This window comes from Bradyrhizobium sp. Arg816, assembly GCF_029989365.1.
Classification (GTDB): Bacteria; Pseudomonadota; Alphaproteobacteria; order Rhizobiales; family Xanthobacteraceae; genus Bradyrhizobium.
On record NZ_JAPRAQ010000003.1, the window covers coordinates 320420 to 345549 of the forward strand.

At 63.4% G+C, this 25130-nt stretch carries 22 protein-coding genes and 1 tRNA gene; 7 read left to right on the plus strand and 16 right to left on the minus strand.

The features are described 5' to 3' along the window. The first annotated feature begins 113 nt into the window (after nt 1-113). The gene (locus tag OWC48_RS10260; protein WP_282519876.1) at nt 114-875 is read left to right on the plus strand and encodes an SDR family oxidoreductase; all 762 of its coding nucleotides are present in this window, start codon (nt 114-116) and stop codon (nt 873-875) included. A gap of 164 nt (nt 876-1039) precedes the next feature. Here OWC48_RS10260 and OWC48_RS10265 read toward each other — a convergent pair whose 3' ends face one another. From OWC48_RS10265 to OWC48_RS10280, 4 genes are all read right to left on the minus strand, one after another. Further along, nucleotides 1040-2128 (minus strand): aromatic acid exporter family protein, encoded by a 1089-nt coding sequence (locus OWC48_RS10265; RefSeq protein WP_080586654.1) that lies wholly within the window; start codon nt 2126-2128, stop codon nt 1040-1042. Beyond that, nucleotides 2125-3096 carry an HlyD family secretion protein gene (locus OWC48_RS10270; RefSeq protein WP_282519877.1) on the minus strand — a complete coding sequence of 324 codons (972 nt, stop codon included), beginning with the start codon at nt 3094-3096 and terminating at the stop codon, nt 2125-2127. The genes OWC48_RS10265 and OWC48_RS10270 overlap by 4 nt, the downstream gene beginning before the upstream one ends. A 105-nt stretch (nt 3097-3201) precedes the next feature. Beyond that, entirely contained in the window at nt 3202-4800 is a 1599-nt protein-coding gene (locus OWC48_RS10275) for a choline dehydrogenase (protein WP_282519878.1), read from the minus strand. Between the two features lie 123 nt (nt 4801-4923). Continuing rightward, complete coding sequence (locus tag OWC48_RS10280; protein ID WP_282519879.1) at nt 4924-6381, minus strand: coniferyl aldehyde dehydrogenase; 1458 nt, start codon at nt 6379-6381, stop codon at nt 4924-4926. A 313-nt stretch (nt 6382-6694) separates the two neighbouring features. On the opposite strand from OWC48_RS10280, the gene OWC48_RS10285 reads away from it, so the two are divergent. Together OWC48_RS10285 and OWC48_RS10290 are read left to right on the plus strand one after the other, a co-directional pair. Continuing rightward, nucleotides 6695-6771: transfer RNA gene (locus OWC48_RS10285), tRNA-Met, on the plus strand. A gap of 207 nt (nt 6772-6978) precedes the next feature. Continuing rightward, complete coding sequence (locus OWC48_RS10290; RefSeq protein ID WP_282519880.1) at nt 6979-7860, plus strand: PhzF family phenazine biosynthesis protein; 882 nt, start codon at nt 6979-6981, stop codon at nt 7858-7860. A 192-nt stretch (nt 7861-8052) separates the two neighbouring features. On the opposite strand, the gene OWC48_RS10295 is transcribed toward OWC48_RS10290, so the two are convergent. Beyond that, entirely contained in the window at nt 8053-8364 is a 312-nt protein-coding gene (locus OWC48_RS10295; protein WP_282519881.1) for a helix-turn-helix transcriptional regulator, read from the minus strand. A gap of 95 nt (nt 8365-8459) precedes the next feature. Here OWC48_RS10295 and OWC48_RS10300 point away from each other — a divergent pair, with 95 nt between their 5' ends. Both OWC48_RS10300 and OWC48_RS10305 read left to right on the plus strand, forming a co-directional pair. Then, nucleotides 8460-9212 carry an SDR family NAD(P)-dependent oxidoreductase gene (locus OWC48_RS10300; protein ID WP_282519882.1) on the plus strand — a complete coding sequence of 251 codons (753 nt, stop codon included), beginning with the start codon at nt 8460-8462 and terminating at the stop codon, nt 9210-9212. A gap of 231 nt (nt 9213-9443) precedes the next feature. Beyond that, nucleotides 9444-10613: a serine hydrolase gene (locus tag OWC48_RS10305; protein WP_282519883.1), complete on the plus strand. Its 1170-nt coding sequence runs from the start codon at nt 9444-9446 to the stop codon at nt 10611-10613. A 30-nt stretch (nt 10614-10643) separates the two neighbouring features. On the opposite strand, the gene OWC48_RS10310 is transcribed toward OWC48_RS10305, so the two are convergent. The 6 genes from OWC48_RS10310 to OWC48_RS10335 form a co-directional block, all read right to left on the minus strand. After that, nucleotides 10644-10970: a hypothetical protein gene (locus OWC48_RS10310; protein ID WP_282519884.1), complete on the minus strand. Its 327-nt coding sequence runs from the start codon at nt 10968-10970 to the stop codon at nt 10644-10646. Nucleotides 10971-11283: 313 nt separating this feature from the next. Next, complete coding sequence (locus tag OWC48_RS10315) at nt 11284-12210, minus strand: MBL fold metallo-hydrolase (protein ID WP_282519885.1); 927 nt, start codon at nt 12208-12210, stop codon at nt 11284-11286. A gap of 53 nt (nt 12211-12263) precedes the next feature. After that, nucleotides 12264-12989 carry an alpha/beta fold hydrolase gene (locus tag OWC48_RS10320; RefSeq protein WP_282519886.1) on the minus strand — a complete coding sequence of 242 codons (726 nt, stop codon included), beginning with the start codon at nt 12987-12989 and terminating at the stop codon, nt 12264-12266. A gap of 113 nt (nt 12990-13102) precedes the next feature. Then, nucleotides 13103-13399, minus strand: coding sequence for a putative quinol monooxygenase (locus OWC48_RS10325; protein ID WP_282519887.1), 297 nt, complete (start codon nt 13397-13399; stop codon nt 13103-13105). A 340-nt stretch (nt 13400-13739) separates the two neighbouring features. Continuing rightward, complete coding sequence (locus OWC48_RS10330) at nt 13740-13922, minus strand: hypothetical protein (RefSeq protein ID WP_282519888.1); 183 nt, start codon at nt 13920-13922, stop codon at nt 13740-13742. Between the two features lie 41 nt (nt 13923-13963). After that, complete coding sequence (locus OWC48_RS10335) at nt 13964-15067, minus strand: NADH:flavin oxidoreductase (RefSeq protein ID WP_404979735.1); 1104 nt, start codon at nt 15065-15067, stop codon at nt 13964-13966. 124 nt (nt 15068-15191) lie between these two features. Between OWC48_RS10335 and OWC48_RS10340 the strand changes: the two genes are divergently transcribed. Continuing rightward, complete coding sequence (locus tag OWC48_RS10340) at nt 15192-16079, plus strand: LysR family transcriptional regulator (RefSeq protein ID WP_282519890.1); 888 nt, start codon at nt 15192-15194, stop codon at nt 16077-16079. A 74-nt stretch (nt 16080-16153) separates the two neighbouring features. On the opposite strand, the gene OWC48_RS10345 is transcribed toward OWC48_RS10340, so the two are convergent. Next, complete coding sequence (locus OWC48_RS10345) at nt 16154-16663, minus strand: YkgB family protein (protein WP_282519891.1); 510 nt, start codon at nt 16661-16663, stop codon at nt 16154-16156. A gap of 45 nt (nt 16664-16708) precedes the next feature. After that, nucleotides 16709-17245 (minus strand): carboxymuconolactone decarboxylase family protein, encoded by a 537-nt coding sequence (locus tag OWC48_RS10350; protein ID WP_282519892.1) that lies wholly within the window; start codon nt 17243-17245, stop codon nt 16709-16711. 130 nt (nt 17246-17375) lie between these two features. Here OWC48_RS10350 and OWC48_RS10355 point away from each other — a divergent pair, with 130 nt between their 5' ends. Further along, nucleotides 17376-18371, plus strand: a complete 996-nt coding sequence (locus tag OWC48_RS10355) for an AraC family transcriptional regulator (RefSeq protein ID WP_282519893.1) — start codon at nt 17376-17378, stop codon at nt 18369-18371. Between the two features lie 29 nt (nt 18372-18400). Here OWC48_RS10355 and OWC48_RS10360 read toward each other — a convergent pair whose 3' ends face one another. The 3 genes from OWC48_RS10360 to OWC48_RS10370 all read right to left on the minus strand — a co-directional run bounded on the left by OWC48_RS10360 (nt 18401) and on the right by OWC48_RS10370 (nt 25056). After that, the gene (locus tag OWC48_RS10360; RefSeq protein WP_071916798.1) at nt 18401-18718 is read right to left on the minus strand and encodes a hypothetical protein; all 318 of its coding nucleotides are present in this window, start codon (nt 18716-18718) and stop codon (nt 18401-18403) included. Between the two features lie 111 nt (nt 18719-18829). After that, nucleotides 18830-19750, minus strand: a complete 921-nt coding sequence (locus OWC48_RS10365) for a DUF427 domain-containing protein (RefSeq protein WP_282519894.1) — start codon at nt 19748-19750, stop codon at nt 18830-18832. 161 nt (nt 19751-19911) lie between these two features. Further along, nucleotides 19912-25056, minus strand: coding sequence for an AAA family ATPase (locus OWC48_RS10370; protein ID WP_282519895.1), 5145 nt, complete (start codon nt 25054-25056; stop codon nt 19912-19914). Nucleotides 25057-25130: the final 74 nt, after the last annotated feature.

A 25130-nucleotide genomic window follows, 5' to 3' on the forward strand; every position in this document is an offset into this window, starting at 1 on the left:
CGCTTGCGTCGATGGAACGAATGAACGCCGGACCGATCATTCCGGTTTCAGATCGTTAAAATCGTCTGTATTGATGGCTCCAAAGCTCAGGGAAAACGCTCAAGGCAAGCGTCATGTCAGATCTATTCGACGTCAGTAAAGAAACCATCCTTGTGACGGGCGCAAGCCAGGGGCTGGGGCGGCAATTTGCCCGGGTTCTGGCGGACCATGGCGCGGCCGTCGCGCTCGCGGCGCGGCAGACCGACAAGCTGAAGAGCCTGGAGGAGGAGATCCGCGGCAAGGGCGGCCGCGCTGCTGCGGTCGCGCTCGACGTCACTGACATGTCATCGATCGCCAAGGCTGTGGATGCCACGGAAGCCGCGCTCGGTCCGATCACGGTGCTGATCAACAATGCCGGCATCGCCATCGAGAAACTCGCGACCGAGCAGACCGAATCCGATTGGGACGCCGTGATCGGCGCCAATCTGAAGGGCGCCTATTTCCTCGCGACCGAAGTCGCGCGCCGCATGATCGCGCGCAAGCAGGAAGGCAACATCGTCAACATCGCTTCCGTGCTCGGCACTGGCGTGCTGAAGGCGGTGTCGCCCTATGCGATCTCCAAGGCCGGCATCCTCCAGGCGACCAGGGCGATGGCGCTGGAGCTCGCAGGCCAGAACATCCGCATCAACGCGCTGGCGCCGGGCTATATCGATACCGAAATGAATCACGCCTTCTGGTCGACGCCCGCGGGCGAGCGATTGGCCAAACGCATCCCGCAACGCCGTGTCGGCGCCGAGTCCGATCTCGACGGCGCGATTTTGCTGCTGGCCTCGAAGGCGTCGCGGTACATGACGGGGAGCATCGTGACGGTGGATGGCGGGTTCTTGTTGAATTGACTTTCTTCGCCTCTCCCCGGCTGCGGGGAGAGGCCGGATTTGCGCGCAGCGTAAAGCCGGGTGAGGGGGGTCTCCGCGAGTCCAACTCTCACCGCTTTTGCCGAGATAGCCCCTCACCCCAACCCTCTTCCCGTAAGAACGGGGAGAGGGAGAAGAGCTACGCATTATCTTGTTTCAGCGCTCCTAGCCGAGGGCGTCAGCAGGATAGCCACGATCTCGACGATCAGCAGCCCGCCGGTGATACCGGCAAGGCGCTCGATGCCGGGAATGATGCTGGACGGCGGCCCTGATCCCTGCACCATCGTCATGATGAAGACGACCGCGCCCTGTGTGCCGACATAGCCGATATCGCGCGCGCTTGCCTGGACATGCGCACCGACCCAGACCCCGATGGCAAGCGCGGCAAGCCAGGGCAGGAAGTTTTCGAACGAGGCGATCAGCACCGCGAGGCCGGCGAGGCCGCCGATCAGGCAGCCGAGGATGCGATGCGTGCCACGGGCCGCGATCTTCTCGCGATTCGCAGCATCGTCGTCGGATATTGCCGGCACGGCCATCACGGCCGCGACCGTGATCGCGGCCTGCGAGAAGCTCGGCAATTGCAGCCAGCTCCATGCCAGCGGCACCAGCATCACACCAAGGCCCGCGCGCATTGCGTGCTGGGTCGAGGCCCATTGCGCGCCGAGAAGGTCGGACCAGCCCGGCGCCCGCGGACGTGGCGGCGCATGATCCTCGCGCGGCGACAGCAGGTGCGAGACCAGAATGGCGGCGAGAGTGCCGATCGTCACCTCGGCAGTACGGTTGCAGGCGACTGACAGCGCCGAGGTCGGATCGTCGAGCGTTGCGAGCAGCACCATGTCGGCCGTGACGGCGCCGAGCAGCCAGGCATAGCCGTGGCGACTGACTTGCAGGCCGAGCACGCCGATGCTGCTGGCGATGAACAGTGCGAGGCTCAGTGCAACCTGGTCCTCGATCAGCCACGGGCTCAAGAGCAGGCCTGCAGCGGCACCGATCGCGGTGCCGACGATGCGCAGGGCGCCGCGACGCAAGGAAGAGGGCGCCGTCACCTGCGTCGAGACGAAGGCACTGATCGCCGCCCACCATGGTGCGTCCACCCGCAGCACAAGCGCCACGATCACGGCCAGCGTGACGGCCAGTGCAACGCGGCTGCAATGATGGCCGCGTGGGCCGGCCAGATCGATCTCCAGCAACTCCCGCCGCAATGCAGAGATCGCTCTCGTCGCGGCCCCGCTCATGGCAGCACGACCACCCTGGCGTCGGCACCCATATAGAGTCTCAGGTCTGGTGGCGGATCGACCAGCGTCAGCGTCACCGGAAAGCGGCGCTTGAGGCGGATCCAGTCAGTGGTCGGCGCCACGTAGTTGAGCAGGCGATTGGGCACGGGTTCGCGGCTGATGCCACGAGCAATGCCGGTCACCTTGGCACGGTGTAGATGCCAGGGATTTGAGTCCAGCGACACCCAGGCCGTGCTGCCGACGGCAAAGCCGCGGATGTAGCTTTCCTTGAAGTTGGCGACGATGCGCCAGGCGCGGGCATCGACGATGCCGATCAGCGGCACATCGGCCTGTGCAGTGTCGCCCACGCGCAGGCTGAGCGACGTCACCGTGCCGCTGGTTGGTGCGACCAGCTTGGTGCGGGCGAGCTGCCATTCTGCGAGTGCCAGCGCCGAATTGGCGCGGGTTTCGGTCGCCTGATGCATGGATAGCGTGGCCTCCGTCGCGGCGACCGACTCCTGTGCGGCGTCGCGTGCCGCATTCGCGCGCCGCAGCGTATCGCTCGCCTGGTCGAGCGCGACGCGGGAGACATCCTGGGCCGAGGCGAGCGTCGTCAGGCGCTTTTCGTTTTCGCTCGCAAAATCCGCGGCCGAGCTCGCCGCCGCCAACGCGTCCCGTGCCGACGCGATCCGGTGCTGGTCGGAGGCGATCTGCGCGCGGGCCTCGGCAAGATCGGCACGCCGCTGATCCAGGGCCAACTGGAAAGGTACGGGATCGATGCTCGCAAGCAGGTTGCCCTCGGCCACATCCTGATTGTCGGCGACATGTACGGCAATGATGCGCCCAGTCACCTGAGGCGCGAGCGCGACCAGATCGGACTGAACATAGGCGTCGTCGGTGAAGGCGACGAACGACGATATCACCTCATAGGCAACGAAAAGCGCTAGCGCGATCGCTGCCGCAAGTCCGACTCGTCGTCCACGCGTCATGTCAGGCAAAACTCCGAGGCAGCGGCGCGCATCAACTTCTCCGAGCTAGATGAGCAGTCTATCCCGGCCGGTTGCAGCTCGAAAAGTCCCGTTCGTGCCGCACCGCTAGTTTGTCCGCATCTCCGCCCTGATCATATCCGCCGCCTTCTCCCCGATCATGATGGTCGGCGCATTGGTGTTGCCGCCGATCAGCGTCGGCATGATCGAGGCGTCGACGACGCGCAAGCCCTCGATGCCGTGCACCTTCAGCTTCGGATCGACCACGGCCATCGCATCGGTGCCCATCTTGCAGGTGCCGACGGGATGATAGACGGTGTCGACGCGATTGCGCAGGATGGCGCGAATGTCCTCGTCGGTCCTCACGTCGGACGTGAACATGTCCTTCTTCTGCAACGCGCGCAGCGCAGGCGTCTCCATCAGCCGTCGCGTGGTCTTGAAGCCCGCGACCATCGCCTCGAGATCCTCCGCCTCGCCCAGAAAGTTCGGATCGATCATGGGTGCAGCGAGCGGATCGGCGCTCTTCAGCCAAACGCTGCCGCGGCTCTTCGGTCTGAGCAGGCAGACATGGCATGAGAAGCCCGCCTCCTTGTGCTTCTTGCGGCCGTGGTCGTCGAGCATCGCGATGACGAAGTGCAGCTGAATGTCCGGCACATCGAGGTCGGGGCTGGTTTTCAGAAAGCCGCCACACTCGGCGAAATTGGTGGTCATGAGGCCGCGTCGCTCCCTGCGGTACCGCTGGATGGCGCGGAGCAGGGATGGCAGCCGTCCCAGTGACGAGTGAACGAAGTGGGGATAGTCGGAGGCGTAGACGAACACGAAATCCGGATGGTCCTGCAGATTGCGCCCGACGCCCGGCAAATGATGCGTGACGCCGAGGCCGTGCGTACGAAGCGCCTCGCCATCGCCGATGCCCGACAGCATCAATAGCTGCGGTGACTGGAATGCGCCGCCGGCGAGGATCACCTCGCGGCGGGCACGCAGCTGCTTCGTCTGCTTGCCCTGCACATATTCGATGCCGACCGCGCGCCCGCCCTCAAACAGGATTTTCGTGGCCTGCGACCCCGTCTCGACGCGCAGATTCGCGCGCTTGTCCATGTGGGGCTGCAGATAGGCGCGCGCCGCGCTCCAGCGCTCGCCATGGTGCTGCGTCACCTGGTAGCTGCCGAGACCTTCTTGGTCCTCACCATTGAAGTCCTCGCGGATGCGGAACTGCGCCTCGCGCGCGGCCTGGTGGAAGACGTCATGGATCGGATTCTCCGAGCGCAGTCTGTTGACGTGCAGCGGACCGCCCTTGCCGTGATACTCGCCGTCGAAATCGGAATTGTTCTCCGAGCGCTTGAAATAGGGCAGCACGTCCGTATACGACCAGCCGGCATTGCCGAGCGCGGCCCAGTGGTCGTAGTCGGCGCGATGACCGCGGATATAGACCATCGCATTGATCGCCGAGGATCCGCCGAGGCCCTTGCCGCGCGGTTGATAGCCGATGCGGCCGTTCAATCCCTTCTGCGGCACGGTATCGAAGGCCCAATTGGCCGCGCTGTACGGCAGGGCAAGCCCGAATGGCGTGGTGATCCGCCAATTGTCGTTCCGTCCGCCGGCATCGAGCAGCGCCACGGATGTCGCCGCATCCTCCGACAGCCGCCCCGCCACCGCGCAGCCGCCGGAGCCCGCGCCCACGACGACGAAATCGAATGTGTCAGTCACCGATGTTTCCCCCTCTGCATTTTCTTTGTTGCCGTCATTGCGAGCGAAGCGAAGCAATCCAGGCTGTCACCGCAGAGGGATTCTGGATTGCTTCGCTGCGCTCGCAATGATGGGTGTTGAAACTTACGACATGAACCGCATCAACTTCTCCAGCCGCGCGATCTTGCCGCCATAGGGCGGATAGAGGTCGGCGAGGCGGTTGAACTTGGAGCGATAAAACACCGGCTTCAGTTTGCTGAACGTGCGAAAGCCCCATTCGCCGTGATAGGCGCCGGTGCCGGATGCGCCGACGCCGCCCATCGGCTGGTTGGCTTGCGCGAAGTGGAACAGGCAGTCGTTGACGGTGACGCCGCCGGAGATCGTGCGCGACAGCACCTCGTCGCGGGCGGCGCGATCCTTGCCGAACCAGTACAGCGCGAGCGGCCGGTCGCGGGCGTTGACGAAAGCGATCGCCTCCGCCGGATCGCGATAGCCCAGCACTGGCAGAACGGGGCCGAAAATCTCCTCCTGCATCGCCGCCATCGCCTCGGTCGCGCCGACGATCAGTGTCGGCGGGAATTTGCGGTGTGCTTTCCAGTTCGGATCGTCCGCTTTCGCCGGTTGCAGGATTTTTGCGCCGCGCTGCGCAGCATCTGCCACGAGTCCTTCAAGCCGCGCATAATGCCGGTCGGAGATGACGGAGGTGTAGTCCTTGTTGGCTGGATCGGTGCCGAACATGCGCCGCATCTGCGCGCGCACTTTTTCGGCGAAGGCCTGCAACGAGCGCTCGGGCACCAGCACGTAGTCCGGTGCGATGCAGGTCTGCCCGGCATTGAGCAACTTTCCGTAGGCGATGCGCTCGGACGCCTCCTCGAGATCGGCGGAGGCGTCGATGATAACAGGCGACTTGCCGCCGAGCTCGAGCGTAACGGGCGTGAGATTGCGCCCGGCGGCCTCCGCGACCAGCCGGCCGACCCGGGTCGAGCCGGTGAAGACGAGATGGTCGAAGGGGAGGGGTGCGAAGGCTTTTGCCACTTCGTCCTCGATGCCGGTGACGAGCACCTCGTTGGCATCGAACCGCGCGGCCACCGTCTCCTTCAGCAGCACTGAAAAGTGCGGCGACAGCTCGCTCGGCTTGATCATGACACGGTTGCCGGCGGCGATCGCGCCGATCGCGGGCGCAAGCGTGAGCTGGAGCGGATAATTCCAGGGCGCGATGATGCCGACGACGCCGAGCGGCTGCGGGATCAGCCGGTTGCGCGCGGGCAGGAATTGCAGCGTGGTGGCCACGCGCTGCGGCGCCATCCAGCTCTTCAGGTGCTTGGTCGCATGCCGGATCTCGGAGAACACCAGCATCGTCTCGGCGATGGTGGTCTCGACGGCCGAGCGGTGGCCGAAATCGGCCGAGATCGCCTGCCGGAAACGCTCCTCATTGTCCGCGACCACGGCACGCAGCCGCGCCAGCCGGTCGAGCCGCTCAGCCAGGTCAGGTGCAGGCTCGGCGCGCGCCCGCGCAACCATCGCCTCGAAGGCATCTTTCAGCGCCGGGAGTGGCGCGCTCGCCGAGGGACGGTCTATGGGTCGGTCCAAGGTGTGGTCCATGGGCGGTCTCCCCTGAAAATGGCGTTTGCCCCTGGTTTTATTGCCCGCAAGCTGGGCCTTTGTGGAACTTCTGGCAAGAGCGCACCAAACGGGTCGGAAATCGGCCCAACTCACTGTCATAAAGTCGAAAAAAACGTCCCGTCGGCCCTTTCCAAAGGCGGCCCGGGTTGGTACATACGCCTCGCACCCGAGGGGCTTTGCCCCGGGGTTGCCTTCCAAGGAAGCCTTTGGGACGCGAGAGCAAGCCACGCGAATAGCGCCGGCCCTCATTCATCGTCCCCGGCATTTTGGCCAAGGCAAAGCAACGGTTTAACGCGGGGTGGAGCAGCCCGGTAGCTCGTCAGGCTCATAACCTGAAGGTCATAGGTTCAAATCCTATCCCCGCAACCAAATTCGGACTTTTACCGGTTCCGATACGAAAATGGCCCGCGTTGAGCGGGCCATTTTTGTTTTGCGACCTGTGCGGGAGCCGCTTCGGTCGCGCAGAGCCCCTCGGCCAAATCGGCTGTCTCAGATGTCACCGCAATAGCTATACCATCGCTGTTGTCGCCGCCGTCGCGCCTTCACCGTCCTGCCCTCCATGAAGTGAGCTATCCGATGACCGAGGTCGAGCTTGTCAACGTGTTCACCCACACCGGGCGCGGCGGCAACCCCTGTCCAATTGTCATCGATGCATCGAACCTTACCGCTGCGGGGATGCAGTCGGTGGCCCGGCACTTCGGGCACGAGTCGGGCTTCGTCCTGCCGGCTCCCGGCGGCGACGCCGACTATGCCTTCCGGTTCTGGGTTCCGCGACACGAGATGGAGATGTGCGGTCACGCGACGATCGGCGCGCTCTGGGTCCTCGCGACCAAGGGGCGCTTGCCGGGCGAACAGGTCCGCATCGAGACGCGCAGCGGATCGGTAACGGGCTATGTCGATCGTGTGGACTCGGGCGAACCGTCCGTCGAGATCAGCCAGCCTGTCGGCAAGGTCGTCGATCTCTCGCGTGCCGAAGAGGAGGACGTTCTGTCGACGCTCAAGCTGTCGCGCCGCGATCTGCTTGATATGCCGGTGCAGAACGCCGTCACGTCACGCGTGAAGACGCTCATCCCGATCCAGGGCGTCCGCGAGCTCAATGACCTGGTGCCGGACCCGGCGCAGATCGAGGCGTGCTGCGGGCGGATCGGGTCCACCGGACTTTACCCTTACGCCATCGAACATCAGGGCGAACGGCGCTTCGAGGCGCGACAGTTTCCGAAATCATCAGGCTACCCGGAAGATGCTGCCACCGGCATTGCCGCCGCGGCGCTCGCGTTCGGACTGCTCAAGAACGGCCTGGTCGAGCGCAACAGCGCGCGGATCACCATCATGCAGGGCCGGGCGATGGGGTCGTTGTCCGAGATCCGGGTGCGGCTCGGCTTCGCCGACAACCGTCCTGTGGGTTGCCTGCTTGGAGGCTCCGTCACGCGCGCGGAGCAACATGTCTTGCAGCCCTAGCAGGTCGGCGCAGAGACGGCGCGCCAGACCTGGGCCTTCAGCGCTGTGGCCAGAAAATCGATCATGGCGCAAACGCCGGGCAGCATGCCGCGCCGGGACGGAAGCGCGGGCCATCTTTGTTTTGGGATACGCCGGGTGGCAACATCAGCCGATCCCTTGCGCGCTCCACAAATCTGTCGTGCGCGAATGCCCTCAGTCCGGATAGCTCAGGATCATTTTCAGTAGTTTCGGAAACCGCGCGTTGATGTCCTCTTCGCGCAAAACGTTGCGGTGCTGGACGCCTTGCTTTGACGTCCGGATCAGGCCGGCCTCCCGCAGGATCCGAAAATGGTTCGACAGGGTCGACTTCGCCATTTCGGGGCAGGGCGCCGCCTCGGTGCACGACATGCAATCGTTTTGCGCGGCCAGGCTTTTGACGATGCGCAGCCGCATCGGATCCGCGAGAGCTCCAAGCACCCCGGCGAGTGTAATCTCGTCCCGCGATGGGTGAACGAACTGCACCATGCCCAAAATATAGCATGCCCCTTGAACTCATTCAATAGTTCACTAGTATTGAACTATTGAATATCGGCATCCCGCCGAACAACGGAAGACATGCGATGACCAAGAGACTCGAAGGCAAAGTTGCGCTGGTGACTGGCGCATCCAAAGGCATTGGTGCCGAAATCTCCGCCCGGCTTGCGGCTGAGGGTGCGGCGGTCGCCGTCAATTACAGCTCCAGCAAAGAGGCCGCCGACCGCGTGGTCGCCGCCATCATCGCCAAGGGGGGCAAAGCCGTCGCGGTCCATGGTAACCTGGCCGACGCCAAGGACGTGAAAAGCGTCGTCGCGGAGACCGTGAAGGCGTTTGGTGCGATCGACATCCTCGTCAACAACGCGGGCATTTACGAGTTCGCGGCGCTCGAGGCCATCACGCCTGAGCATTTCCACAAGCATTTCGACCTCAATGTGCTCGGCCTTCTCTTGATCTCGGGGGAAGCGGTGCAGCACTTCAATCCCAAGGGGGGAAGCATCATCAACATCAGCTCCGGCGTGTCGACCATCGCGCCGGCGAACACCGCCGTCTACACCGCAACGAAAGCATCGGTGGATGCGATCTCCTCCGTGCTGTCGAAAGAGCTCGCGCCGCGCAAGATCCGCGTCAACGCCGTCAATCCGGGCATGATCGCCACCGAAGGCGTCGTGTCCGCCGGCCTGCACGAGGGCGACATGCGCAACTGGATCGAATCCACCACCCCGCTTGGCCGCATCGGCAAGGTTGAGGAGATCGCTGCCGCGGTGGCCTTCTTCGCTTCGGACGAAGCGTCCTACGTCACGGGCGAGACACTTCACGTCACCGGCGGCCTTCGCTGACGCGTGACGTGACCTGGCGGCCCGGAATCGCTGAACGGCGTTCGTCCCAGCATGGTCGTGGTAGTGTATCCCGCAACCAGGTTCGGACCTTACCGGTCCCGATGAGAAAATGGCTCGCATCAAGCGAGCCATTTTTGTTTTGCGGGTGAGAGGGTCACCTCCTCCGACAGGCTCACAGCGGAACAGACGTGGATGCCGTAGACCGGTGCCCAAGCGACAGCAAACCGGCGCGTGAACGGCCGCTTGTTTTGTCGGTCCGTTTCGGGTCAAACGTCGATCATGCCTTATTGCTTTTCTCGAGGTCTCGCTGTCTTCGTGCTCGTCCTGCTGACCGGATGGGGCAGGCCCGCCGACGCCGCGGCTGAGGAGGCGGGCCAGTCGGCCGGAGCGAACTCTGACCTTCCGGCTTCCACCTATTGGCGCACTGATGCTCAGGCTGCTCAAAGTGCCGAATGCCGCGCCGTGCTGGCTGGCCTTCGCGGGCAATTGCGCCATCAGGCCACCACAGCCTTCATGGCCGTGCGGGGCGATCAGATTGTCTTCAGCGAGGGACCGATTGCGCGGCCGTCGCTCGTTCGTTCCGTGAGAAAGAGCCTGCTTGCGATGTTGTACGGTCAGGCCGTGCAGGACGGCCGCATCAACCTCGATGCGACGCTTGCCGAGCTCGGGATCGACGATGTCGGCGGTCTGCTGCCGATCGAGCGAGAGGCCCGCGTGCGCGACCTGCTTGCCGCGCGCTCGGGTGTCTATCATCCGGCTGCCAATCCGGGCGACGACGCGGCGGGCGCGCCTCCCCGCGGCTCACAATTGCCGGGGCAGTACTTCCTTTACAACAATTGGGATTTCAACGTCGCGGGCGACGTCTATGAGCAGCGTACGGGGCGTAACCTCTACGATGCTTTCGCGCAGGACATAGCCGCTCCGCTGGGCCTGGAAGACTTCGATCGCGCGCGCCATCACCGCAGCGGCAAGCCCTCGCGTTCGAGCCACTTGGCCTATCCTTTCTATCTTTCGGCGCGCGATATGGCGCGTATTGGCGAACTGATGCTGGTGGAAGGTCAATGGCAGGGCCGTCAAATCGTGCCGGCCGGTTGGACGCATCTGATCACGACGCCGGTCACGCGCTCGGCAGAGATGCATCCACCCAACGCAGTTCGCCGCCGGGCGTCCTACGGGCTGTTGTGGTGGATGCCGGAGGTGCCCGACGATTCGGTGCTGGCGGGCTCGTATTTCGCATGGGGCTATTTCGGCCAATGGATTCTCGCGATTCCGAAGTCCGGAATGGTGATCGTGCACAATTACGAGACCGTTGCACGCGAGGATGAAAGCCATCCGCCGACCGTGCCGCTGCGGAGCTTTCTCGAGCAGGCGCGGATGATCGCCGAAGCGCCCTGCCGGTAGGGTCACCAGCGGCGCTGTCAGATAAGAGCGTTACGGTTTGCCGTCGGCCTCTTCGCTTTCCGAAAGCGCGCGATAGCGCACGAGATCGGGATCACCATCCATGTAGAGCCCAATGAAGCCCCGATAGCCGAAGTCGTCGCGGAGAAGCACGAGCAGCCGGTCCAAATCCTTGTAGGTACGATCTTCCTTGTCGCCCCAGGTTCGCAGCGGCAGGAATTCGCGTCGCCAGCTCGGCCGAACATAGGCCAGGTGCTCGGCCATACCTTCAATCGTCTTGGTGATGATGAGGACATTGCGCAGGTGTCCGCCATTTTGCAGCTCCTGCTTGATTTCCCCCTCCTGTAACCCTTTCGCCAAGGGTTGCTCCCGCAAATTGATCGCCCAAGGGCGAAGACCACAACGGGGGTAGACTTCCTTGCACCGACCAATCCGCAGTCCCTTTCCGTCCTGCGGTCCGGAAGATTCGGAGCGAGTCGAACTGCTCCATGACGAAAGCTGCCTCCGACACTGTGTCTATCAGCGAAAGGGGCCACCTTGCGAGCCGGCAATGAGGTGACGCGCACCGCAAGTGGCGGTGCAAGGGAGAATCGACGTAATATCAGCTACATCGATAGGGTTGCGAACACGGCGAGATGCTCCAGGCTCGCGGTCGACTCCGATGCGTGTTCCCCTAGGCCACTCCGCCGCCCGGCTCTTGCAGGTGGCGGAAGGCGGCGGGCACGTTGACGGAGTTGTGCGCCCAATCGAACAGGCTGTACTCACCGTAGTGCGCCATGGCGACCGCCTCGAGCGTGGCCTCGATCGATCGACCTTCTGCGATTGCCGTGCGCACGGCGCTGTCGAGCTCGCGAAGATAGCGAAGCGGGAATTCGATGTCCGCGGGACGCATCGGCCGGCCGTGGCCGGGAATGATGGTCGCGTCTTCCGGCAGGAAGTCGCGCACGCGGGCAAGGGTCGTGATCGTCTCCTTGTGCCGCCCTTCGAGGAGCCACGGAAGCGCCGGAGACGGTGCTTGAATCATGTTGCCAACCCAAAGCACCTTCGCGTCTGGCGCCCAGATGACCAGGTCGCCTGGCGTCTGCGCGAACCCGAAGTGGCGGACCTCGACGATGCGGCGGCCAAGATCGACACTGATCATGTCGGGGACGGTGATGTCAGCGGAGCGGGCCTGCACGCGTTCAATGCCCTTCCCCTTACCCATGAGGCCGATCATGAAACGGCGATCGTCCTCGAAGCTTTCTTCCATGTAGCGCTTGGTCGCCGGATGCTGAATCACGACAGTGCTGTCGGGAAACAGGTAATTCCCGTAGGCATGGTCACCGTGATAGCTGGTGTTGACGAGGAAGCGGATCGGCTTCGACGTCACTTGACGTACGAGCCCGATAAGCTGCGCGGCGAGATCGCCATTCAGCATCGACTCGACGACGAGTACGCTGCGTTCGCCGATCACGAAACCGGCCGTGGTGGCGACGTGGTCTTTCTCGAACACGTCGTCGGGCATGACCGCGAAAACGCCGGGAGCCAGTTCGTTCGATGTGAGGTTCACCCGAGCCGCATCCCAGGGCGGCGTTGCTTCTTGCTCACTGTCCTGCGTCATCGGATGGGCCTCCTGTTTGAATGACGCCAAGCGACCGCGCTTTGCGGACGCCGTTATTTCGCTGCTGCGCGGGCGGCCTGCTTGATTGCGTCGGCTACGACGTCCGGGTTGGAGACGGGGACGGCGTGCGAAGCGTTCACCTCGATGACGGTGGAATGGGCGCGATCGGCTTCGAACTTGTATTCGTCGACCGGAATGGCGCGATCCTGCAGCGGCCTGACTTGCCAGCTCGGCTTGCTCGTCCATGCCGCGGATGACAGCGGTTCGGTCAGGGCCGCCAGGTTCATGGGGCGTTGGCCGGCGAGCATCAGGGCGGCCACGCTCGCGGGCACGTCGGCGGCAACGTTGCTGTGGAACTTGTCGGGCTGGTAGAGGAGATACGTGCCGCTGGTCCCGTCGGGCAGGGTGTACGTGGTCGGCTCGACGGACGTGGGGAATGTGCTGCCGGGGTAGCGTTCGAGCAAATGGGTTGCGGCCTCCCCGGCCGCGGGCATGATGGAGGCCGCGTAGACAAGGCCCTTGACCTTGGGGTCGTCCCCGGCCTGCGTGATGACGGCCCCGCCGTAGGAGTGGGCCGCCAGGATCACGGGCCCCTGGATCTTGTCCAACAGGCTGCGCAGGTACGCGGTGTCGATTGCCGGGCCCAGCAACGGATTGCCGAAGGCGACGACCGGGTAGCCGTCGCGCTGGAGCCTCTCAATCACTCCATTCCAGATCGACGCGTCTTCGAAGGCCCCGTGCACAAGGACGACAGTGGGCTTGGGCGATTCCTGGTTCATCGTGAGTCCTTTTCAGGAGAATTCGGGAGGAGGTCGCTTCGCTGAAGAGCTCGTTAAGTCGCGCCGCCCAAGCTCATCATCTGCCTTGCAACGAAGAGCCCCGGTAAGACGCTCTATTTCTGGGCGATGACGTGAAGCCGGTGCACCTTGGGAGCTTCGGAAAACAGCTCGTCCGCCTTCGCGAACAGCGCCTTTGCAAGTTCGCCGTTCAAATGCGCATCTCGTCCGACTTCGTCATTGAACGTGTCGATGATTCCGTAGCGTCCCGGCTCCTCTTCCTTGAGCCCGTACCACGCCACTATTCCGGCCTCTGCCTTCGCCATCACGGCGCCCTGCTTCAGGAAAGCTTCGACTTCCGCTTCTTTGCCACGATTGGCTTTCAACTCGACGAAGAAGGCGAACTTGGCCATGCCATTGATCCTTTCGGCTGCATCCGACTGTTGGACGTCTCTATTCGAAATGCGTTTTTATAAAAATACATCATGCGAGAGTGGGATTGGTTCGCTTTGTCGTGATCGAAGTGAATAATATAAATATGCAATTTCAAATGCTTATGAGAAGTATATCTTCGATTGCGATCTGTGATCGAGAATGGATTTGAAAATTCATAGGCTTCATATCTGAAGTCTTTTGATCAAATCACAGGTGGCCTCGACCATCGCAGCCCGGCCGTCCTCATGGGTCGTGCGGTGAGATGCGCGGTGCCGAAATGATGAATGACGTCGTCGCGGTCACGCGCCCGATGACGACTTAGGACCCGCTCGGAGCCTCACCGAGAGGTGGAAGCAACTGTTGCGCGGTGTGAGGCGATAGCTCCTCGATGGCCGCTCGAAGGTGGGCCGCGGCCTTCGAATGCCCGGGCTCATCGAGCATGCGCAATGCTTCCAGCATGAGCGACAACGCCACCGAGGCATCGGAGATCACGTCCGTCATGATCGTTCCTTTCGAGGCGGCGTCGACGTCGCGGGATGGGCTCACATCATCAGTTCGGTGTCCTTGATGTCAGCGATGGGGCCGAGGATCGCAGGGTCAAATTCATCCAGAGAGCTGCGGTCCAACAGGCGCTTGGGCAGATCGGGGTTCGCCAAGGCCCCGCGGCCTATCGTGACGACATCGGCGCCATCGTCGAGCGCAGCCACCGCCTGCTCGATGTTGTGCAGGCTGCCATTGGCGAAAATCGCCGCTTTGGCGGCGTAGCGCTTGGCGAGGCGCATCAATGACGGGCCGTCCTTGACGAAAGCGGGCTTCCACGCCTCAAACTCGGTCACATGGACGAAGTCGGCGCCGGCATCGCCGAGGCTGCCGAAGATGATTTCGGCGTCACGCTCCGCCCCCGCCCATTTGTGATGATAGTCGTTCACCTTGCCCTGCGAGATGCGGACCCCGACTGGCACCGCGCTCCCGACCTTCGCACGCGCCGCTTTGAAGGTTTCCACGATTAGCCGCACGCGGTTCTCCGTTGCGCCGCCCCAGCGGTCGGTTCTGCCGTTGGCGTAGTCGGTCAGGAACTGGTCGAGCAAGTAGCCGTTGGCGCCGTGAATCTCGATGGCGTCGAACCCGGCGACGTGGATCGCTCGCGCGGCCGAGTCCGCGAAGCCGGCAATGGCGTCGGCGATCTGCTCTTCCGTGATGGCTGCCGGCAGCACGTAGCGGTCCTTTCCGTGATAGAATGTCATCTGCTCGCCCTTGGGCTGAATGGCAGACGGCCCGACCGTGCTGTCGCGAAAGCGATTGCCTTGACTGATCGCTCCGGCATGCATCATCTGGGCAATGGCCACCGCTCCGTGCGACTTGATGCCGTTGACGACCGGCTTCCAGGCCTTGGCCTGCACTTCGTCGGTCATGCCGGGCTGATGGACGTAGCCCTGCGAGAACGCCTGGTCTGTGTAGATGCCCTCGGTGATGACCGTTCCAAACCCGCCTCGCGCGAACCGCTCGTAGTATCGCGTCATGGTTTCGGTGGCCCGGCCGTCCTGGGTCGCCGTGATGCGCGTCATTGGCGCAACGGCAAGACGGTTCTTCGCGGTACGGCCGTTTATATCGATCGGCGTGAAAAGCGCCTTCGCTTCGTGGTCCATCATTTGACTCTCCAGGGTTTTACCTTCGGGAGTGGCTTCCCTTGCTGGAGATCGATCTAGAGCTTGCCGTGAGCCGACAGAAGTCCGGCTGGAAGCTAAGCACTTTATCGATTATCGTTATAAAATGGATTTCGCAGATGTGGCGCTGTTTCGCAGCATCGTGACCGCCGGTAGCCTGTCAGCCGCGGCGCGAGAGATGGGCACAACGCCGATGTTGGTCAGTCGAAGGCTCGCAGCGCTCGAAGCCGAGCTCGGCGCGCGTCTGTTTCATCGGACCACGCGCTCGCTATCGCTCACCCCCGAGGGCGAGGCCTTTCTGCCTCACGCCGCTGCCCTGATAGCCGCCCGCGATTCAGCATTCGAGTCCGTGTCGTCCGCCGGCTCGGGCCTCTCAGGTGTGCTCAAGGTCACCGCGCCGAACGTCATCGGCCATGCCGTCATCGTACCCGTCGTGGCCAAGCTGATCGCGGACAATCCGGCGCTTCGGGTCAATCTTGTCCTGAGCGACGATCGCGTCGACATCGCGTCGATGGGTCTCGACGTTGCGATCCGCGTGGCGCCGATGAAGCCTTCCGACATGATCGCGACAAGGCTCGCCGACAATCCTTACATCCTCTGCGCATCGCCAGCCTATATCGCTCGCTTTGGCGAGCCGGCAACGCTGGGCGATCTGGTGAGCCACCCCTGCATCAAGCTTCATGCGATGGAGACCTGGCCGTTCGTACGTGGAGGCGAATTGGAGCAGATCCGGATCGCCGGCCCGCTGTCGGCCAGCACAGTCGACGCTGTTCGAGCGGCTTGTCTTGCGGGCGTGGGGGTCGCCATGATGACCTATTGGGATGTCTATGAGCGGATTGAACGCGGCGAGTTGAAGCGCATCGTTCTGGCGGATGCCGCGCCGGTCGAGCTTGGGATATGGGCGGTTTTCCTGACTCGCGCGCAAATGCCCGTCCGGGTAAGAGCGTTCATCGATGCTCTGCGAAAACGGCTGCTTGCGGGCACACTGCCGTGATCGTCGCGACGTGCAATCGCCGGCGAGCTGGAAAGCTCGCCGGCGACGCGTCGCCTTGGGCAGAATGCAACCTGTTACCGCGTCAGGCGAACCAGATCCTGCCTTAGCAGATAGAAGGAGACTGCGAGCAGCACGACGTCCTTCATCAGGAAGGGCACGTTGCCCGTCATCGCGGGGAAGCCTCCCGCGGCGAGGTCCCAACCCTCCGGCATGAAGGGAATGATGGTGACGGTCGCGATGAAGGTGCCGGTCGAGCCGAGGGCACCGAGCACGCCAAGCCGGTGGCTCCAGAAGCCCGCGAGCAGCAGCGCGCCGAAGGTCCATTCGGAGACGCCGAGGAGGTAGCTGGCGCCGGCATGGCCGAACACGGGATAGAGCCACCAGATCAATGGGCCGTTGCTGATGAACGGGACCAGCCGTTCGAACTCGTACGGAAACCACTTCTGGTAACCGAAGAAGAAGAACATGATCACCATCGAGGCGCGGACGACATGGTAGTCGAGATCTTCCGCGAGCAGGCCGGATCCCTGCAGGGCGCGGACGAGAGGATTTTGGGCGGTGTGGGTGTTGGCAAGCATGGTCATGGTCGTGATCCCTGATGTGAGATGAGCGACGTGGCGGCCGTCGCGTTAGGCGATCGCCGGGAAGTCGATCTCGGTGTCGTTGATGCGGTTGAAGACGTTGGTGAACACGGTAGTGGCAAAGGCGAGGCTGATGTCGACGAGCTGCGCGTCGCTGTAGCCGGCGGCCTTGATCGCGACGAAATCCTTGTGGCTGACGGTGCCGCTGGTGCGCGCAAGCTTGTCGACGAAGGCGACCAGCGCATCACGCTGGGCATCACCGGTGGGCCGGCCATCGCGGATCTGCTTCAGGACCTCCGGCGCCAGGCCGACGAGCTTTGCGAGATGGCTGTGGGCGGCGACACAATAGTCACAGCCGGCGGCCTCGCTGATGACGAGCTTGATGATCTCCTTGTCGGACTTGGTCAGTCCGCCGGAGGCGAGCACAGTGTCGGCAGCGAGCACGGCCTTGAGCGCAGCGGGGCCATGGGCGGCGATGGCCGCAAAGGTGTTCGGCACGCTGCCGATGGCCTTCTTGATCTGGGCATAGACCTGGCCGGAGGGGCCGGCGTCAGTTTCGAGGTTCGGGATGGAAAGGCGGGACATGATGGCACTCCGTGTTGGGGTGGTGAACGATTGCGGAGTGACACTATGGTCGTGATGTGAGATGTTGAATGCTTGATGTGCTTGTATATATGCTCAATCGTCTCAAATAACGTATCGAGAGGGAAATACGATGGATTGGCTCAGCCGGCTGTTCGAGATGATGCCGGTGCGCGGCCGTCTGGACCTGCGCTGCTCCTACGGCGCGCCGTGGCGGATCGAGCAGGGGCCGGGCGAGGCCAACGAAATCCCGTACCACGCGGTGCTCGCTGGCTCGGCGATGCTGGACGATCCGGCGGGAGGCCGGCCGTTGCGACTGGAGGCCGGCGACATTCTGCTGCTGCCGCACAACCCCCGGCACGTCATGCACGACGGCAGCGGAGCTGCGCCGCTGAAGGCCCGCAACCGCGCGTCACTCAACTTCACGATCAGCGAGAATCCCGGCTCGGACGCCCGGCTCGATCTGTTGTGCGGACATTTTTCGATCGCCCCGCCGCACGACCGGCTGCTGCGCAACTATCTGCCACCGGTGCTGATCGTGAGGGCCGGCGCGCAGGCCGGAGAGCGGGATACGGCGGGGCAGCTCGCAGGCCTCGTTGCTTTGATGCGCGGCGAGACCGCAGACGATCAGCTGGGCGGCCGCGCGATGCTGAACGCGTTGTCGACGGCGATGTTCGCGCTCGTGCTGCGCCTCGCCAGCGAGACCGGGGAGGCGCCACGCGGGCTGCTTGCGCTCGCAGGTCACCCACGCCTCGCGCCGGTCGTCGCGGCCATGTTCAATGCGCCCGCGCGCGCATGGACACTGCCCGAGCTCGCGCAGCTCGCCAACATGTCGCGTGCGACACTCGCCCGTCAATTCCAGGAGAAGGTCGGACGTTCGCCCAGCGAGCTGCTGACCGACATCCGCATGACGCTGGCAACGAACGAACTGAGGAAATCCTCGCTCTCGACCGGAGCGGTGGCCGAAGCGGTCGGATATCTGTCCGAGGCGGCGTTCCAGCGGGCGTTCAAGAGCCACATGGGCATCACCCCCGCGCAATGGCGAAAGGCTGCGCAGACGCCTGCGACGATTGACGAGCTGGAGCTGGCGAAGAGCGCAGAGACGGCATCGGCTGGCGAGAATGCCTAGGCCGGCGCGCGTGAGGCGGCCGGGCTAGCTCAGCATCCACGGCAGATGATGAGCTTGCGATCCAGCATCTGATCGCGCTGCTGCTGCTCACGCTCCCAGGCCGACAGAGCATCCGATTGAGGCGCGTCGGCCCGGCTCGGCTGACGGTGGCCGACCGGCGCGAGCCAGGGCAGGCGCGAGGTCGGCTCGGCCGAGGCGAAACGCGCGGCGGCCCGCGACGGCAGATCGGGGAGGGCGTCGAGAGAGCTGTTCCGGTCGGAAGCATGTGCGGGCGACAGCAAGCCGATCAGGAGAAGGCCCGCAAAGGCGGAGCGGATCGAGCGTGTCTGGTTCGAACGATGGGACATTGTGGCGCTCCCGTAGTGGAGGCTCGGGATGAGCGGCTCCGTTGACGGCCACCATAGTCGTGGACGCGAAAGGCTGAATGCCGCGCGATCTCGAAGATATGCTCGTTCGTCTCACGAGCGTCGATAGAGGGGACTGGCTGCAGCTTCAGCGGGCCGGCTACCAGGCGTTGGCTCAACGACCACCTCGGCGATATCGAGATTGCGATCGGGGCCGTGTGGAACCACCGTTTGGCCGGGTTCGAGACGCATCTGCATGCCATCGAGATGGACCGTCACGATGTCCGGCTCGAACGATACAAAATTGGAGATGCGGCGGACTTCGGGATAGGCGTCGGGATACGACCATGCCGCCTGGCGCGCGTCTCCGATGGAGTAGTAGCTGCAGAGGCCCTTGTACGGGCAGAAGGTCTGGAGCTTTACGGGAGTGAGGGCAGACTCATCGATGTCGGCACGTGGAACATACCAACGCGGTGCAAAGCCGGACTCGTAAAGGACCAGCGGCCGCTTTGTATCGGCGATGACCCGGCCCTGGTGGTTGACCACGAGGTTACGAGAGGTCTCGCGGATGTCGATGCGGTGATAGGGATCGGCGGCATGGCCCACGATGCGTTCGTCTTCCTCGTAGAAGGCATCCATGGCCCGCCAGGCAAAAGCGATCAGACCCTGCAAATCGCCTGCATGGGCGGGCAGGTTGGTGTGCCGCCATGCTCCTCGTGCCGCGATGTGTTGCTCGTCGACCCGAACGCCGTACCAGGACGTCGGCCCAAGATCGGCATGTTGAGTGATGTGCTCGGTAGGTTCCAGCACATGTGGGGAAACATCGGCCTCCGGGAAATAGGCCACAGGATAACGGCCCGGTTCGAAAAGGAGGAGCACCCGCTCGCTGTCGGCGATCCAGCTTCCCCCAAAACGCACGCGGATGCGGCGGCGCAACGGTTCGACGTACAGGAGTCGCTTGGGCAGCGGCTCGGGGACGAGAAAGCGGCCGATTGCTCCCGTTGAAAGCGGGCCTTGTTGCCAGGACAGTCCCAACTGATCTCTCCCTGCAGTACACCGTCGGTCGATGGCGGACCTGTTCCGGCCCGTGCTTGGCTTCGCCGGCGCGATCCGATGGCTATATTTCGTCCGTGGCCCGGCCTTGGTTACAGGTCATCCCACCAATTTTGCGGTGTGATGACGCCAGCCGAGATGGTTCAACCAACCGCAAAGCCGTCATCGATCGGCACGGTGAACTGGAAGACGGCGCCGCGCGGTTCGTTTGCAGCCGCCCACAGTCTGCCGCCATGCGCAACGATGATCGAGCGGCATATCGACAGTCCGACACCGAGGCCGCCCGACTTGGTGGTGTAGAAGGGTTCGAACAGCCGCGCTTGGCCCTCCGCAGACAAGCCCGGCCCCGAATCCGTGATCGATACGCGTATGCTCTCGGCATCCGCTCTCGCGGTCTGGATCAACAGCTCGCGCTTGCCCTCCGTTGTCTCGCTCATGGCCTCGATGGCGTTGAGGATCAGGTTGAGTGTGACCTGCTGCAGCTCGACGCGATCGCCGATGACCTTGGGCAGACGATCGGCGAATATCGTCTGGATCGCGACATCGTGCCGCGCCGCTTCAGCTTCCGTGAGTTCGATGACTTGACCGATGACGTCGTTGATCGCCAGGGAATCCCGTTTGGGCGGTGATTTCTTGACCAGATCCCGGATTCGCCCGATGACCTCGCTGGAGCGGATGCCGTTCTCGATGGCGCGTATCAGCGCCCTGCGCGTCTGCTCCAGCGCCGGCGGTTGGTGATCGAGCCAGCTCAAGGCCGCTTGCGCGCTGGCGATAACGGCGGTGTTCGGCTGGTTGACCTCGTGGGCGATCGACGCCGTCAGCTGTCCCATCACCGCCACGCGGTTGGCGTGGGCCAGCTCCATCTGAGCCTCGCGGTAACGCTGTTCGCGCTCCTGAAGCTCCCGGTACAAACGAGCGTTGTCGAGCGAGGTCGCAGCCTCGGATGCGAGAAATTTGAGGATCGCGATCCGGGCGGGTGTGAAGACGCGCGAGGCGAGATTGTTCTCGAGATACAGAAATGCCACCGCCCTGCCTTGCTTGACGAGCGGCACGCACAAGGCTGATCGGACGTGCTTCTTCTGGATGTACTCGTCGCCGCCGAACGCGCTGCTCGTCGAGGCATCGTCGAGCACGACGCTTTCCTGCGCGCGAGCCGTGTAAAGCACGATCGACATCGGGACTTCAGCGGCGGAGATCGGCGAATCGGCGAGATCGAGAGCGATAGAACCGCCGCCGGTCACTGCGTCCGCCCGAATTCTCAGCTCGGAACCCCTCGGTAAAATCAGCACGCCACGTTCCGCACCCGCATGCTCGATGGCCGAGCGAAGCAGGGTCTCCGTGAGCTTCTCCAGCACGATCTCGCCTGAAACAGCCTCCGACACCTTGAGAACCGTCGCAAGGTCAAGCTGCTCGACAGGTGCTCCGATCGTGCCTGCGGCGCTGAGCGCGGATCCTCGCTCCCGCAGGTTCGGATGGAGTTTCTCGAGCTGGCTCACCTTCGCCTCGGCGCCCCAGCGCGCGTAGCAATCGCGCGCTTTCGTCAGGTAGGATTGAACGACCGTTCGAATGCCGCGCGCCTCGTAGAACCCTGCTGCACGTTCCGCAGCGATCGCCTCGATCTGCGCGAAGCCGGATTCTTGCGCCAATCGGATCGTTTCTTCGTAGAGCTGCTCCGCCTCGAGTTCGCGACCCTCGATGCGCGCAAGCTCCGCCGTGACGAGCTTCTGCCGGGCGGCGAAGTTTGCGGGGCAGCGGTCGGACCAGACTGTCAGCTTGCGGTGGTGTTCGCGGAGGTCGCTGAGGCGCCGCTCGCGTTCCTCAGGGCGTGATGCGTGATAAGCTCCGGCATGAGCGAGTGCCGTGTAGAACCGGTATTCGGTGAAATCCGAATAAGCGCGGACGCACCATGAGAGTGCTTCTGCGCGTGCGGCGAGGGCAATCGCGGCCTCGTCACGTCCGGCAATGACTTCGATCTGAATTTGCGTCGCGTAGTAGAAGAAGGCGCTTATCGGTTCGCTCGCGTCCGGGGGCTGAAGCGCCCCGGGGCTCTCGAAGTCATTCGGCCCATCGCGTCCCATAAGGCTCAGCGCCAGATCTCGTTGCCTTATGAGGCCCTCCGCAGCCAATCGGACGCCCAAACCCTCGGCGAATGCCAGGGACCGCTCGGCACGCGAGCAGACGTCCATGAGCGAATCGCCGCAGAAGAGATCCACCGATATCAACCCGCGATGCGAATACGCCGCGAATGCCAGATCTCCAGTCGTCAAACAGATTGCAAGAGCGCGCCGAATGAACGGCCGTCCCGATCGGATCGGGAGAACCCATGGGGTCACGTGGAGGCCGAATACCAAAAGCGCCCGGCCGCTCAGCCCTGTCTGCGGCTGCCTGTCGGCAAGGGCTGCGCCAAATTGTGATAGCCGGAATCCAAGTTCGGCATCGGTTGAACTGCTCGCGAGCACGCCGAATATGGCGGTCAGCGGGTAGCACGCTTCAGGGCTGGTTCCGTGTGCGAGCGTCAGTCGCGTGGCCGCCACGAGCATGGTGTCGGACAGGTTGCGATCGGTGAGAAACGCAGGTGTGAGGAGGTCGGCCAGGACGCCCATGGTCGCACGATGATCCGGATCGGTCATCGGCGGTAGCGCATGAAGCTGCTCGTCGGACAGTTTTTCGGTCAAGCTCCGCAGGCGTCGCCGATCCTCATCCACCTCGCTGCGGCTGGGATGAGGAGACCAGTCGATCCCGGTTCTGCGCAAGAATGCGAGGCAAACGGCGACCGCCCGCTCGAGCTGTCCCGCAGTGGTGTATAGCTGCGCCTGGAGTCTGGCGACCTCGGCGCTCGCCTGAATGTCCGAACAGCTCTGCGACAGGACCGTCAATTCCGCCTCTGCCGTGTTCAGCTCGCCGAGCAGGAATTTGCACTCGGCGTGGAGCAGGCCGATCGCGAAGGCGTCCCGGCTGCACCGCGGATGCCCTTCCTCCCCGAGCAGTTCGCGCGCGATTTCAAGGTAGGTTGCTGCCGCGTGGTAAGCCGTTGCATTTCGTGCGCGCCGGCCCGCGGCGAGATTGACGGCAATGACCTGTTCGCGTTCAGCGCCGTTCGTCAAAGCGGCGATGCCGCGGTTCAGCTGGTTGGCAACGATATAGACGCGCTCGTTGGTTTCGTCAGGCGTCAGCTGCGCTGCCAGGACCAGGCCGATCCGAAGGTGCAGCGCCGTTCGCCTGTCCTGGTCCGGTTGAAGCGCATAAGCGGCCTCTTGCACGCGATCGTGCACGAACGCGTAAGAGCTCTTGAGGCGTCGGACCAGCTCGAGACGCGTCGCGTCTTTCAAATCCGCGTGCAGCGTCTGCTCCGATGCTCCGTGCACGAGGCAGAGCATTGCGATCTCGGCGCTGTTGCCCAGGCAGGCCAGCTCCAGCAGGGCCTGACGTGTCTCGTCGCGCAAACCGCTCAGCTTGCCGACCATGAGATCTGCGACGTTTTCGGCGTAGCTCTTTTCCTTGATGCGTTCGAGATCCCAGCGCCACTGTCGCTTGTCATGATCGAAGGTCAGTAGTTCCTCTTCGGCCAGCGCCCGCAGAAACTGCGTGAGGAAGAACGGATTCCCGTTCGTCTTCTCGTATATCAGCTGCGCCATGGGCATGGCGTATGCCGGCTCGCAATGAAGTGCATCCGCGGTGAATTCCAGGACGGCATCGCAAGTGAGGGGTGCCAGGTCGATTTCCCGCACCCGTTTGCGGGACGTCCGAATTTCGACGAGCCGTTGGGCCAGCAGATGCTTGACGTCGACATCGTTGCGTCGATAGGCGACGATGAGAAGCAGATTTTGCAGGTCGGATCTGTTCAGAAGAAACTCGATCAGATCCAGTGTGGCCAGGTCGAGCCACTGCAGGTCGTCGAGGAACAGCACGAGGGGATGGTGAGGCTTGGCGAAGATGCCAATGAAGCGTCGAACGACGAGTTGGAAGCGTCGCTGTGCGTCTTGCGGTGGTGCTTCCGGGACAGGTGGTTGATCCCCGATCACCAGCCGCAGCTCCGGTACGAGATCCACCATCAGCTGACCGAGAGGGCCCAGCGCGTCGTGCAGTGCGCTACGCCAGGGTGCCAGATCGGCGTCGCTCTTGGCGAGGAGGCCCCGGATAAGGCCTTGAAGCGCATGCGCGAGCGTCGCGTAAGGCATATCGCGCTTGTGCTGATCGAACTTGCCGGAAGCGAAGAGCCCTCCCAACGGCACCAAGGCCTTGTGCATTTCGTCGACCATAACGGACTTGCCGATACCGGAGGGGCCGGACACCAGGATCAACTCGGGCGTGCCGCTCCGCGTCACGCGATCGAACGAGGTGAGCAACGCCTCGATCTCGTGCTCCCTGCCGTAGAGCCGTTCGGGAATGAGGAGGCGGTCGGGTATATCGGTTTGGGCCAGGACGAAATCATCGATTTGTCCCCGCGCTTCCCATTCGGCGAGTGACCGTTCGAGGTCGCTCTTGAGACCGGCGGCGGTCTGGTAGCGGTCCTCTGCCGTCTTGGCGAGGAGCTTCATGATGATCCCCGACACGGCGCGAGGCACGCCATTGACTCGTTCGGCGGGCGCAACGGCTTGTCTGGCGATGTGGCTGTGCACCCATTCCATCGGACTGGCAGCGGTGAACGGCAGTGCGCCCGTCAGCATCCGGTAGAACGTCACGCCGATTGCATACAGATCGCTGCGGGAATCGACGGACCGGTTCATGCGGCCGGTCTGCTCGGGCGCCATGTAGGCCAGCGTGCCCGCCATGGTCTCCGGTGGTTCGAGCTGCTGTCGCTCGCGCGGCAGGCGAGATGCAAGGCCAAATCCGGTGATCCTGACCTCGTCTGCTCCGCTCACCAGAAGATTGGCCGGCTTCAAATCCTTGTGGACCAGGCCCTGCCGATGCAGCTGGTCGACGGCGGTGGTGATGCCGAGAGCCAATCGCAGAAAGCGCGTCAGCTTCATCGGCGCGCCGAGCAGCCGCTCGAGCGGCTCGCTGCCGGGATCTTCCAATATCAGCAAGGTTCGACCACCGTCGCGGATCAGCTCCAGCGGCCGTACGGCCCAGGTCCCATCGAGCTCGTCGCGCAAGGCGTATTCATGGGCGAGCCGGTCGAGGACCGCGGCCGGCGGATGTTCCGTAGCCGCCCTTACGGTCAGGACATTGTTGACGCCGCCATCGGCGCCCCGGCGCCATTCGCGGCAAAAGACGCGCTCGCCGTCGTCCCATGACGCCTTGAGACCGGCATTGCCATTCGTGGATACCCGCGAGGATACGTGCATCTGCCGGACTCCGGAACTAGCCGGCCAGTCGATTGAAAAGAAGGGAAAGGTTTTCACCTGTCCCGTTCGGGAAC